The organism is Rhodomicrobium udaipurense JA643, assembly GCF_000636015.1.
GTDB lineage: Bacteria > Pseudomonadota > Alphaproteobacteria > Rhizobiales > Rhodomicrobiaceae > Rhodomicrobium > Rhodomicrobium udaipurense.
In genome coordinates this window covers 1-12,074 of the sequence record NZ_JFZJ01000006.1, presented here as the reverse complement: position 1 = coordinate 12,074, position 12,074 = coordinate 1, and the positions used below count along the sequence as shown (strand labels likewise).

At 62.4% G+C, this 12,074-nt stretch carries 14 protein-coding genes; 7 read left to right on the top strand and 7 right to left on the bottom strand.

Annotation, left to right across the window (positions count from 1 at the left end; all coding sequences use genetic code 11):
• Nucleotides 1-77 precede the first annotated feature (77 nt).
• Together queC and queE are read left to right on the top strand one after the other, a co-directional pair.
• Complete coding sequence (gene queC, locus T281_RS01920; protein ID WP_037233318.1) at nucleotides 78-806, top strand: 7-cyano-7-deazaguanine synthase QueC; 729 nt, start codon at nucleotides 78-80, stop codon at nucleotides 804-806.
• A gap of 6 nt (nucleotides 807-812) precedes the next feature.
• A complete protein-coding gene (gene queE, locus T281_RS01915; protein WP_013418786.1) occupies nucleotides 813-1,454 on the top strand; it encodes a 7-carboxy-7-deazaguanine synthase in 642 nt (213 codons plus the stop codon).
• Nucleotides 1,455-1,489: 35 nt separating this feature from the next.
• Here queE and T281_RS01910 read toward each other — a convergent pair whose 3' ends face one another.
• Nucleotides 1,490-1,873, bottom strand: a complete 384-nt coding sequence (locus T281_RS01910) for an ArsR/SmtB family transcription factor (protein ID WP_052036918.1) — start codon at nucleotides 1,871-1,873, stop codon at nucleotides 1,490-1,492.
• A gap of 240 nt (nucleotides 1,874-2,113) precedes the next feature.
• On the opposite strand from T281_RS01910, the gene T281_RS01905 reads away from it, so the two are divergent.
• The 5 genes from T281_RS01905 (at nucleotide 2,114) to T281_RS01885 (ending at nucleotide 6,704) form a co-directional block, all read left to right on the top strand.
• A complete protein-coding gene (locus T281_RS01905; RefSeq protein WP_037233317.1) occupies nucleotides 2,114-3,703 on the top strand; it encodes a lysine--tRNA ligase in 1,590 nt (529 codons plus the stop codon).
• A 58-nt stretch (nucleotides 3,704-3,761) separates the two neighbouring features.
• Nucleotides 3,762-4,181, top strand: a complete 420-nt coding sequence (locus tag T281_RS01900; RefSeq protein WP_052036917.1) for a DUF805 domain-containing protein — start codon at nucleotides 3,762-3,764, stop codon at nucleotides 4,179-4,181.
• Between the two features lie 16 nt (nucleotides 4,182-4,197).
• Nucleotides 4,198-4,638 carry a DUF952 domain-containing protein gene (locus T281_RS01895; RefSeq protein WP_037233315.1) on the top strand — a complete coding sequence of 147 codons (441 nt, stop codon included), beginning with the start codon at nucleotides 4,198-4,200 and terminating at the stop codon, nucleotides 4,636-4,638.
• Entirely contained in the window at nucleotides 4,635-5,687 is a 1,053-nt protein-coding gene (locus tag T281_RS01890; RefSeq protein WP_037233313.1) for a quinone-dependent dihydroorotate dehydrogenase, read from the top strand. Before T281_RS01895 ends, T281_RS01890 begins: the two co-directional genes overlap by 4 nt.
• A 453-nt stretch (nucleotides 5,688-6,140) precedes the next feature.
• Nucleotides 6,141-6,704, top strand: coding sequence for a hypothetical protein (locus T281_RS01885; RefSeq protein ID WP_245269128.1), 564 nt, complete (start codon nucleotides 6,141-6,143; stop codon nucleotides 6,702-6,704).
• Nucleotides 6,705-6,948: 244 nt separating this feature from the next.
• On the opposite strand, the gene T281_RS01880 is transcribed toward T281_RS01885, so the two are convergent.
• The 6 genes from T281_RS01880 to T281_RS01855 form a co-directional block, all read right to left on the bottom strand.
• A complete protein-coding gene (locus tag T281_RS01880) occupies nucleotides 6,949-7,485 on the bottom strand; it encodes a bifunctional adenosylcobinamide kinase/adenosylcobinamide-phosphate guanylyltransferase (protein WP_037233310.1) in 537 nt (178 codons plus the stop codon).
• A gap of 7 nt (nucleotides 7,486-7,492) precedes the next feature.
• On the bottom strand, nucleotides 7,493-8,119 hold the full coding sequence (gene bioD, locus T281_RS01875; protein WP_037233308.1) for a dethiobiotin synthase: 627 nt from the start codon (nucleotides 8,117-8,119) through the stop codon (nucleotides 7,493-7,495).
• A gap of 243 nt (nucleotides 8,120-8,362) precedes the next feature.
• Nucleotides 8,363-8,782 carry a Rieske (2Fe-2S) protein gene (locus tag T281_RS01870; protein ID WP_037233406.1) on the bottom strand — a complete coding sequence of 140 codons (420 nt, stop codon included), beginning with the start codon at nucleotides 8,780-8,782 and terminating at the stop codon, nucleotides 8,363-8,365.
• A 19-nt stretch (nucleotides 8,783-8,801) separates the two neighbouring features.
• Nucleotides 8,802-10,649 carry a nif-specific transcriptional activator NifA gene (nifA, locus tag T281_RS01865; RefSeq protein ID WP_037233306.1) on the bottom strand — a complete coding sequence of 616 codons (1,848 nt, stop codon included), beginning with the start codon at nucleotides 10,647-10,649 and terminating at the stop codon, nucleotides 8,802-8,804.
• A gap of 338 nt (nucleotides 10,650-10,987) precedes the next feature.
• Nucleotides 10,988-11,485 carry a ferritin-like domain-containing protein gene (locus T281_RS01860; RefSeq protein ID WP_037233303.1) on the bottom strand — a complete coding sequence of 166 codons (498 nt, stop codon included), beginning with the start codon at nucleotides 11,483-11,485 and terminating at the stop codon, nucleotides 10,988-10,990.
• Nucleotides 11,486-11,692: 207 nt separating this feature from the next.
• Nucleotides 11,693-11,989 (bottom strand): ferredoxin family protein, encoded by a 297-nt coding sequence (locus T281_RS01855; RefSeq protein ID WP_013418797.1) that lies wholly within the window; start codon nucleotides 11,987-11,989, stop codon nucleotides 11,693-11,695.
• Nucleotides 11,990-12,074 lie beyond the last annotated feature (85 nt).

Here is a 12,074-nt window from a genome sequence, read left to right as displayed (position 1 = left end):
GGATTTGCGTCCGGCTGGAAACTCGCGGTTGTCATAAAGGACTCGCACGCCCTCTTAAAGCGGTTTAATCGGTTAGCATGACAGGTACACCCGAAAGCGCGACGAAAAGTCTTGTTCTTCTGTCAGGCGGGCAGGATTCCGCCGTCTGTCTTGCCTGGGCGTTGACGAATTACGCGCAAGTCGAAACGCTGGGCTTCTCCTACGGCCAACGCCACAGCGTCGAACTCGAATGCCGTCCGAAGCTGCGCGAGGCCATGGCGGCGCTCTCGCCCGAATGGGCGGCGCGGCTCGGCCCCGATCATGTGCTCGACCTTTCGATCCTCGGCGCGGTGAGCGATACGGCGCTGACGTCCGACGCGGAGATCGCGTTTGGCGCGAACGGCCTGCCCAATACCTTCGTGCCGGGCCGAAACCTCCTGTTCTTCACACTAGCCGCCGCGCTCGGCTATCGACGCGGCATCCGCGACCTCGTCGGCGGCATGTGCCAGACCGACTATTCCGGCTACCCCGACTGCCGAGACGAAACGCTCCAGACGCTGGCGTCGGCTATAAACCTCGGCACGGACGAGCAATTTCGCATCGTGACGCCGCTCATGTGGCGCACCAAGGCCGAAACCTGGGCCATGACGCACGCGCTCGGCGGCAATCCACTTGTGGATATCGTTGCAGAACATTCACACACTTGTTACAAAGGCGATCGCGATCACCGGCACGAGTGGGGTTATGGATGCGGAACGTGTCCAGCCTGTGATCTTCGCGCCAAGGGTTATTATGCCTGGCGCGACATGGTGGCTTCGCAACAATAAGACGGCATGTACACGGTCAAGGAAATCTTTCCAACGCTTCAGGGCGAAGGCGCGCAAGTTGGCCGCGCGGCCGTTTTCCTGCGTTTCGCGGGCTGCAATCTCTGGACCGGCCAGCACAAGGACAAGAGCAAGGCGTTCTGCCGGTTCTGCGATACGGATTTCGTCGGCTATGACGGGCCGAATGGCGGCAAGTTCGAGACCGCCGACCAACTGGCCGACATCGTGCTCGGCATGTGGAATTCGCTGACGAAGGGCAAGACCGCATCGCCCTACGTGGTCTGCACCGGCGGCGAGCCGACGCTTCAACTCGACACCCCGATGATCGATGCACTGAAAAAGCGCGGCTTCACCGTGGCCATCGAGTCGAACGGAACGCGCCCGGCACCGCGCGGCCTCGACTGGATCTGCATCAGCCCGAAGGCGGGCGTGCCGCTCGCCCAGCGCGAGGGCAACGAACTGAAGCTCGTCTATCCGCAGACCGGCGCGCTGCCACAGCTCTTCGAGCGGCTGAAGTTCGAGCACTTTTTCCTTCAGCCGATGGACGGCCCGCAGCATCGCGATAACATCGAGGCCGCCATCCGCTATTGCATGGCGAACCCGCCATGGCGGCTTTCCATGCAGATGCACAAGCTCGTCGGCATCCGCTAGCGCTGCGGTGAAATCGCGGCGCGCAAGCTGGCGCCTCAGCCGTACGGATCGCCCTCTGCCGGCGCTGATCCGCATTGCTCCGCGTGAGACCTCGCGGCCGCGCAGGTATCCATATTTCTGAGCACGGCGTCGAGAAGCCCCGGAAAGCGCGCGTCGATTTCCCCGCGCCGAAGCGCCGTGATGAAGCACACGCCTTCTTTACGCTGCGCGATGATCCCCGCCTCACGCAGGACGCGGTAGTGATGGGATTGCGTGGACTTCGCGATATCGAGGCCCGTGACCGCCGCGAAGCAGGCGAGTTCGCCGCGTTCGGAGAGGTTCCGCACGATGTGCAGCCGCACAGGATCGCTCAAGGCGTAAAGCACCGCTTCGAGCCTGAGCGGGGCGCATGTTTCGCGGATGGGATCGTCCTCGGCCATGGCCTAAAGATGGCGCGCCAGCAGCCGAGTTCAACGCTTCGAAACCATGGATCAGGCCCGCTTGTGCCGCGTTTTCGCCACACCGCGTCGAGCCGTGAAGGCGAAGCCCTGCCCTTGCCTCGCGCAGCAGTGTTGTTGTGCGTTCAATGCGATGGCGGTTGACGCAACAGGCGCGGCTTTCCATAGTCCGCCCGACAACCTTTTGCCCAGAACATCCCGTCAGCACGAAACCCGAGACCCATGACCACCGCCGACACCCTCGCCGAACTTGCGCACACCTCCAAGGCATGGCCCTTTGAAGAGGCGCGCAAGCTCTTGAAACGGCTTGAGAAGGCGGACCCGGCGCGCGAAGTCGTGTTCGAAACGGGCTATGGCCCGTCCGGCTTGCCGCATATCGGCACGTTCGGCGAGGTGGCGCGCACGTCGATGGTGCGGCACGCGCTCGAAGCGCTGAAGCCCGGCGTGAAGACGCGGCTCGTCTGCTTCTCGGACGATATGGACGGGCTTCGCAAGGTGCCGACGAACGTGCCGAACCAGGAGCTTCTGCAAGCCGCGCTCGAAAAGCCGTTGACCGCCGTACCCGACCCGTTCGGCACGCATTCGAGCTTCGGCGCGCATAACAACGCCCGGCTGCGCAGCTTCCTCGACAGCTTCGGCTTCCAGTATGAGTTCCTGTCGGCGACGGAGTGCTATCGCTCCGGCATGTTCGACGAGACGCTGCTTCGCATGCTCGCCGTCTATGATGACGTTATGGCGATCATCTTGCCGACGCTAGGCCCGGATCGCCGCGCCACCTATTCGCCCTTCCTGCCGATCTCGCCGAACTCGGGCAAGGTGCTGCAAGTGCCGATCGAGGCGCGCGACCTCGCCGCCGGAACCATCGTTTACACCGATCCCGACACCGGCAAGCGCGTCGAAACCCTCGTCACCGGCGGCCATGTGAAATGCCAGTGGAAGGCCGATTGGGCCATGCGCTGGGTCGCGCTCGGCGTCGATTACGAGATGGCGGGCAAGGATCTCATCGACAGCGTGACACTCTCGTCGAAGGTGGCGCGCGCGCTCGGCGGCCGTCCGCCCGAGGGCTTCAACTACGAGTTGTTCCTCGACGATCAGGGCCAGAAGATTTCGAAGTCCAAGGGCAACGGCATCGCGGTAGAGGAATGGCTGGCCTACGCCACGCCGGAAAGCCTCTCGCTGTACATGTTCCAGAAGCCGAAGACGGCGAAGCGGCTTCACTTCGACGTCATTCCGAAGGCGGTGGACGAATATTTCACCCTGCTCGGCGCATTCCATAAGGAAACGCCGCAAAAGCAGATCGAAAACGCCGTCTGGCACATCCATGGCGGCACCCCGCCGCAACATAGCGTGCCGTTAACCTTCGGGCTGCTGCTCAACCTCGTCAGCGCGTCCAACGCCCACACGAAGGACATCCTCTGGCAGTTCGTGAAGAACTATGCGCCGGAAGCGAACGCGGAAGACTTTCCGGAGCTCGACCGGCTGATCGGCTTCGCGATCCGCTATTTCGAGGAGCAAGAGAAGCCGTTCAAGGTGTATCGCGCGCCGAGCGATCTCGAACGCGCCGCCATGCTCGACCTGAGCGAACGCCTTGCCTCCGCCGACGCATCGCTCGACGCCGAAGCCTTGCAGGGCATCGTCTACGACGTCGGCAAGTCGCACCCGTTCGAGAATTTGCGCGACTGGTTCAAGGCGCTTTACGAGGTGCTGTTCGGCGAGAGCGCGGGGCCGCGCTTCGGCTCGTTCATCAAGGCGTACGGCATCGACAACACGCGCGCGCTGATCGCGGAACGGCTCGCCATCGCGAAGTCATAATCGGTTGGCAATTATCGGTCGAGATTAAGTCTTTATTCTATTGAGAAAGGATTATTCCATGACGTTTTCGCAGTGGCTGTTTTCATTTGAGGGACGCATTGGCCGGGGAAGATTCTGGGCCAGCCTCGGCGTTCAGTTACTCATCGGCTTGGTAATGACACTTCTTCTTTTGTCTGTAAATCCCACTATTTTAAACGATCCTCCGAAGTTAAATCCTGCCGGATCACTTATATATTTGGCCTTTTCCATCTTTTCAACCTGGATCACGCTCGCCGTTGCTGCCAAGAGATCCCATGACCGCGGCAGATCTGCTTGGTTTTTGTTGTTGTACCTGATTCCGATTGTCAATATATGGGCTCTCATCGACCTCGGTTTTCTGAAAGGTGAGGTCGGCCCCAATCGTTTCGGCGCCGATCCTCAAAATCAGGCCCCTGTTTCTTCGGCTGCGGTTAGGGTGGAACCGCAGTTGCACTCATAAAGGCGCATCGGGCGAGATGGTCAGCATCATCTACAAGCTCGTGACGCGCGGCGAATGGGAAGCCGCGCGCGCGGGCGGCGTCTTTGCAGGCTCGGACGTGGATCGCCGCGATGGGTTCATCCACTTCTCGACCGCAGATCGCCGCGATGGGTTCATCCACTTCTCGACCGCAGCGCAGGTGTCCGAGACGGCCCGGCGGTATTTCACGGGCGTGCCGGACCTCATGCTCGTCGCGGTGGATTCGGACATGCTTGCCGCCCTTCCCTCGCTCACCCTCGATACGGCTGCCGCGCGGAACGCCTCCGAAACCGGCCAACTCCGCTTCGAGGCCTCGCGCGGCGGCGAACTGTTTCCACACCTCTACGCACCGCTGCCGTTTGCGGCTGTCATCAGCGAAACCGACATCCCGCTCGGGCCGGATGGCGCGCCGCTCATCCCGAAAGATCTCGCGTCGTGAGCCTGTGGCGGGCAGCGCAGGCGGGGCTGTTCCTCCTCGATCCCGAAACGGCGCATGAGGCATCGCTGCGCGCGCTCGAAGCGGGCGTCCATCCGCGCGCCGCACCCGACGATCCGCGTCTTGGCGTCGACCTCTTCGGCCTCCGCTTCCCGAACCCGGTCGGCGTGGCGGCCGGCTACGACAAGGATGCGCGCGTTTACAATCCGCTGTTCGCCATAGGCTTCGGCTTCGTTGAGGCGGGCACGATCACGCCGAAGCCGCAGCCCGGCAATCCGCGCCCGCGCTCGTTCCGGCTCATCGCCGATCGCGGCGTCATCAACCGCTTCGGTTTCAACAGCGAGGGCCACGCGGCGGCGCTGAAGCGGCTCGCCGCGCATCCGCCGCGCGGGCTTCTTGGCGTGAACATCGGCGCGAACAAGACGAGCGGAGACCGCATCGCGGATTATGTCGCGGGCGTCGCCACCTTCGGGCCGGTGGCGGCGTATCTCACGATCAACATTTCCTCGCCGAACACGCCGGGCCTGCGCGATCTGCAGGCACCAGACCAACTCGCGGCGCTGCTCGACGCGGTGATGGATGCGCGCGCAAAACTTGCCCGCAAGGTGCCGGTGCTCGTCAAACTCGCGCCCGATCTGCACGACGACGATATCGCGCCGACGATGCGCTGCCTCACCGATCACGGCGTCGATAGCGCGATCCTCACCAATACGACGCTGTCGCGCGAAGGCGTGACCGACCGTCGGCGCGGCGAAACCGGCGGGCTGTCCGGGCGGCCGCTTTTCGCGCGCTCCACGCAGTTCCTCGCGCGCTGCTTCATCGAAACGGGCGGGCGGCTGCCGCTGATCGGCGTCGGCGGCATCGATTCCGGCGAGACGGCGCTGGCGAAAATCCGCGCGGGCGCATCGCTTGTGCAGCTTTATACCGGCCTCGTCTATGAAGGCGCCGGGCTTCTGCCCGCCATCAAGGCCGCGCTTGTGGCAGAAACCGTCGCCTCGCGCGCGCCGCTCGCCGCGCTCGTTGGAGCCGATGCGGAGAAATGGGCGGCATAGTTAGCGCTCGTTTCCTTTCTCAACGCATCCGATCTCACAGCTCTTTCAGCGTTGAAAACGCCGCAAACACCCAGCCTCGCGCAAGCTTGGCTCGCGACACTCTCCGTGCGCGAAAGCACCCGGAACAAAAGCTGGTTGCGGCGATTAGTCCGATGCAATCCAAATCTCGACAGATTTGCGAGTCACAAGATTGCTTACCATTATTGCGACGCCATACGCCTCGCATAGTGTAAATCTGGCTTTGGTCGCCTCTCGTATACATTGGCTATACGAACAAATACGGCGAATTTTAGCGCAAATTTGCGGCTAATATTCCGGAGCCATGTTCGAGGACTGTTCATGTACAATCTTAAACGCGGGTTTGCGATCGCGGTTCTGCTTGCTGCGACTTCGTGCTATCTTGGTAGTCATGTATCTGCTTACGCCTCTCACGATCCCGCCGCCGGGCAAGGCATGACGATGAGCACCTTCAAGAAGACCATGACCACCGTTTTCTGGGTGGGCGAAGACGCGAACGACGACAACGGCCATATCCACAATCACGCCAGCTATTGGGATCCGCATTGGCTCAAGAGCTTCGGCGGGATCGACAGCCCGAAACACCGCAAGGGCTTCATGCCCGCCGGATTCAGACCGAAGGAAAATCCCTTCTACATAGCGCTGCCCTTCGCCGAGGTGGACCAGAACGGCAAGCTGAAGCCCGTGGCGAAGAAAATTCCCGGCTTCGGCGAGGGCAAGCCGCTCACGAAAAACCGCTGGGTGGAAGTGCGCTACAGGGGCAAGTCGGTCTATGCGCAATGGGCAGACGTTGGTCCGTTCGGCGAAGACGATTTCGATTGGGTCTTCGGCTCGGCGGCCAAACCTCGCAACAAGGAAGGCGAGAAGGCCGGCCTCGATATCTCGCCCGCCGCCGCTCAATATCTCGGCATGTCCGACAACGACAAGACCGAATGGCGTTTCGTTGAAGAAAACGAGGTGCCGGACGGCCCGTGGAAGACCATCGTCACGCGGTCGTAGTAACTGACGCTCGGTCGACGGAGGCGGGCTTGGCGCGTTACTTTTGATGACAAGAGCTAACGGTCTAGGTTTTATTGTGAGCTTATCGAAAGACCGGCGTCTACTTTTGCCGATTATGCTCTCCAGATCCGATCGGGTTGAGTAAACCTGATCGATGAAACCGTCTCCAATTCAGGAAACAGTTTTACCAATCGGATTGCGTTGAAAACGGTGCGGGCTCCGGGCCTCTTTGGCGCCCCCGCCGCTATTTCAGCCGGACGCCGCAGCCCGCCACCATGAGCCACGCCTCGCTTGCCGCCGCCGCCGTCCGCTGGCCGAGGAAGCCCGCGAGATCGCGGAATCGGCGCAGGTCGGCGTCCATCGGCACGAGGCTCCAGCCCACCTCATCGCCGATTATTACCGTCGGCCACGGCGCGGCGCGGAACCCATCAAGCTCGCGGCTCCAGGCAGCGAGAATCGCATCGTCGCTCATGCCCTCGCGACCGCCAAACCCCGTGCGGAAAGCGAGCCACGTCACGAGGCTGTCGATCAACACACAGGACGGCGCGGGATCGAGTGCTGCAAGCGCCGCCCCGATGTCGTCCGGCGCTTCGAGCGTACGCCATGTCGCGGGCCGCTCGTCCTGATGGCGGCGAACGCGCTCGGCCATCTCGGCGTCGGCGGGATCGCGCGCATAGGTGGCGACAAACGCGACGCGGTCGCCGTAGCTCTCAGCGATATCGACCGCGCGGCGGCTCTTGCCGCTCCGCACCGGTCCCGTGAGAAAAATGATGTCGCCCATGGTGGTCCTACCTGAACGCGTCGAGATCGAAACTCTGCCTGAATGCGAGCGCCAGCGTCGCCGCGTCGAGCGGGTCGACGCGCGGCAAGCGCCCGAGACGGCGCGCGCCGCTGAAGGCCACCACCGCCGCTTCCTCTTCTTCCGCCGGATCGCCGAGAAAGGCAACGCCGTGGATGGGGATGCCGCGCCGCGCCAGCGCTTCGAGCGAGAGAAGCGTGTGGTTGATCGTGCCGAGCGCCGTCCTCGCGCAAAGGATCACCGGCAGGCCCATGCGCGCGAAAACGTCGACGGTGAGAAGCCCCGGCGCCAGCGGCACGAGCAACCCGCCTGCGCCCTCAACGACGAGCGGCCCGTCGACATCCGGCAATTTGAGGCGCGCGGGCTCGATGGTAACGCCCTCGCGCGCCGCCGAGATATGCGGCGAGGCGGGGAGCGCGAGCCGGTAGGCTTCGGGCAGGATGCGCGTCGGCGGCAGGCCGGAGAGGCGGCGAACGGTGTCGCTGTCGGTCTCTTCCTCAAGGCCCGATTGCACCGGCTTCCAGTAGAATGCGTCGAGGGCACGGCCAAGCGCCGCGCTGAACACGGTCTTGCCGATGCCGGTGTCGGTGCCCGTCACGATGAAGCCCGCGCTCATCTCTGCCTCTCGGGATTATGTAGGATCGAAGGAACTTGCTTGCGGCCAACTGCGGGCGGGGGCCGAAATACCCGCGCTCGGGAGAGCGGTCAGGGACGCCTCCCGACAAACTGAAATCTACATGGATGTCGTGTAGCCACTATGCGCCAACCGGCTCGCGCAAAGCCAAAGGCCGTGGCCTACTCAACGGCTAAAGCGGACTGGAGATCATCGCCGCGCGTGCTGGCTATCCAACCCTCCGGCTCAGGGCGACGGCGGCGACGCACCATGCGCGGCTTCCCCGTCATCCTCGTCGGGCAGTTCGGCGAGTTGCACACCGACGACGCAGATATCGCCGTCGAGCACGCAAACCGACACAGGTTCGAGGTCTTTTCCAACGCACGGCCCGTCGAAGCATTTGCCGGACGCAAGCTCGAACAGTGAGCCATGCTTACCGCAAACGATATTCTTCGTTCCCGGCTCGAAAAACTGGTTGGTTTCCCAGTCGAGATTGACGTTGTTGTGCGGACAGCGGTTCACATAGGCGAACACCTGCTTGTCCCAGCGCACCACGAAAATGGGCCACGGCTTTTCTGCGCCATCAACGACGCGCACAAGCTCGAAACCGCGTCCGCGGCGGTTCGGGATGTCCGACACGGAGCATATGGCGTAGGCGACAGTCATCGAGTTTCCCTCCACCGCATCAGTAGCGTTTCATCTCGATGCCGTGCTTTTTCAGCGCGTAACCGACCTGACGCGGCGTCAAGCCGAGGATGCGCGCGGCCTTCGCCTGAACCCAGCCTGTCTTTTCGAGCGCGTTGATCAGCGTGTCCTTACTGAGTTGCGCATAGCCGCCATCGGCATCCTCATGCGCATCGCCGCCGTTTCCGTGCGAAGCACCATTATGCGTCTTCCCGTTATGCGAAGCGCCATTATGCGATACGCCGTTTCCGTTCGAGGCTCCGTGCGCGTGCCCGTTTCCGTGCCCGTTCCGGCCTTCCAACGGCTCCGGCGCAGGCGGCGTGTAGGGCGAGGGAGCGGATGGCGGGTTCACGCGCGGCTGACTGCTGTTGCCCTCGGTAAAGCGATGCTGCTGAGGCGGCATATAAGTCACCTCACCGCTCGCCGGGCCCTTCCACAGCATCGACGACAGGCAATGTCCGTGCTGACAGGCAAAATCGGCCGCGTGGATCTCGTCGCCGAGCGTCATCGCGGCGGTGCGCCGGATGCAGTTTTCCAGCTCGCGGATATTGCCGGGGAAGTAGCACTTGCACAGCACATCCATCGCGTCCGGGCCGAAGGTCAGCTGATAGCCGTTCTCTTCGGCGAAGCGGCTGAGGAAGTGCTGGGCGAGTTCGGGGATGTCGCCCTGCCGCTCGCGCAATGGCGGCAGCATGAGAGGCACCACGTTGATGCGATAATAGAGGTCGGCGCGGAACTTGCCATCGGCGACCATCTGTTCCAGCGCGCGGTTCGTAGCGCAGACGAGGCGGAAATTGATCTTCAGCGTATGCTGGCCGCCGACGCGCTCGAACTCGCCCTCCTGAAGGATGCGGAGAAGCTTCGCCTGGAACGAGGGCGAGATTTCGCCGATCTCGTCGAGGAAGATCGTGCCGCCGTCCGCCAGTTCGAAGCGGCCCTTGCGAAGGCCGACAGCGCCCGTGAATGCGCCCTTCTCGTGCCCGAAAAGTTCGGACTCGATGACGCCTTCGGGCAGCGCCGCGCAGTTTACCTTGACGAACGGCTTGCCCTTGCGGCGCGAAAGCTCGTGGATCGCGCGGGCGAAAAGCTCCTTGCCGGTGCCGGTCTCGCCGCGAATGAGAACCGGCGCATTGGACTTCGCGACCTGTTCGATGCGCTCCGTCACCGCGCGGATGGCGCGGCTTTTGCCGAGGATGCCCGTCACCTTCGGTGGCGGCGCCTTGGCCTTGATGTTCGACAGTTCCTTGGCGAGGCGGTGCTGCTCGTGAATGAGGCGCTCGCGGTCCTCGGCGACGACGCGGTGCAGTTTCAGCGCCTGACCGACGAGGTTCGCCACCATGGTGAGGAAGCGCACATCGTGATCGATGCGCACGTCCATGCTGCCTTGCCACACGCGTTCGATGGCGAGCGTGCCCACCACCTTGGCATCGACGCGGATCGGCACGCCGATAAAGGTCTGGACGACGTTCGGCCCGGCGCTGCCGAGGCGCTTCCAGCCGGCGAACGACGGGTGAAGGGCGCAGTTCTGCACCACCAGCGGCGAGGCGGTGGCCACGATCTGGTCGATGACGGCGAGCGGCAGATCGCCATCTTCGTTTGAGTCGATGCTGGCTTCCGTCGATGCCGACACCTTGATCTCGGGATCGCCGGCCTTGTCCAGCAGCATGAGCGTCGAGAGCCTCATATCGAGGAACGAACTCATGACCGAGACGACATTGTTGAGCATCACCCTCAGGCTTGAGGGCGAGGTCACGATCTTCGAGATCTCGTAGATGCCGCTCAGCGCTGTGTCGCTGTATCTCACGCTTCCCGGAACCGTGACGGTGCCCGCCGGTGCGGAAGATGTCATAAATAACCTCATCCGACAAACTGAGGCTGGGCCGAAGGCCAACCCACGAGCTTGCTTGGTAGTTTCGCGTTTGAAGCTATTATAACAATGGCATGCGACAATGTCGCGTCTATAGAATAGTCAATTTCCCGCCCGCCTAACCGCCCACCTCGCGAAAAAACGCGAAAAAATGTAGCACTAACAACGGCTAAGGCGGAGATTGCCTCATAAGCGGGCAAAAATTATTTTTTGATCAATTCCAGGCTACGTTGCCTTGGCGGTCGCGTAGCCCGTTCCCGATTTGGGGGTCAAAACCGGTAGTCCGTTCTCAACGCGGTGCTGAGAACGGTGGTCCGTTCTCAGTGCGGGGCCGTGAGATTGGTTTCCTCGGGAAGCTGCTCGCCCGCCTTGTGCAGGGCCATCCACCGCTTCAGCTCCGCGACGTGCTCTTCTTCCTCGGCGACAAACTCCTTCGCGAGGACTTTGATCTCCGGGTCGGTCGTCGTGTCGTAGACGTGCTTATAGAACTGATAGCCGCGAATTTCGGCGTCGAGCGCGATTTCAAGCGCCTGCTCGCGACCGATCATTGGGTCGGTTCCCCATATCGCCGCCGCTTCGGGGCTTTCCAGGTCCGGCCATTCGAAATCGCCCGGGGCCTTTTTGGGAATGTCGCGATAACCGGCGCGGGCCATGGCGTCGCCCATGTGAAGACGCGAATAGTCCGAAAGCTGGCGGAAGAGCTTTCCCACTTCACGATTGCCAGCGCCGTCCATCGCGTCGGCAAGTTGCGCGAAGCGAAGCGTGGCTTCCTGTTCGAGCTTGATTGAATAGGCGAGAAATTCCTCGACGGAATCCATGATCAGTCCCCTTGTATCTGCGGAAAAGCGCCGGCCCGGCAGCACTGAACTGCCGGTGCGCTGTACGCGACCCTATTATAATCGAAATTCCGGACGCGTTCCCAAGTAATTCTGAGGGCGAGCACCGCGCATGACGACGCTCGCGCCAACCGGAAGCCCGGCTGCTTTCGGAGACCCCCCGAAAGCGCCGCGTCTGGCTTCCCGCTCTTAGCCGAACTTGAACAGAATGCCGTAGCCGCCGCGAGGATACGTCCACGTCAGCGCGCCCGAGCCTTCCGCCAGCACGCGACAGGTGCCGCATTCGAGGCAGCCATCAGGGCTCACCTCGACCTGACCCTTCCCGTTTATGTCGTAACAGTGCGCGGGGCAAAGCTTGACGAGGAGCAGAAGCTCCTTCGACGGCTTCTCGTGCGGCGCGACAACGATATGAGGGCGCCCGGCATCGACGAGATAGCGGTTCTGATAGAGCTTCTCTTCGACTCGCACCGTTGGTGTCTCAGCCATTCCAGTGTTCCTTTCCTGTTCCCGACCGACCTACTAGCGCCACGACCTTGCGAGCTTCCAGGCGTCGCTGGCGAGACCTCTCACC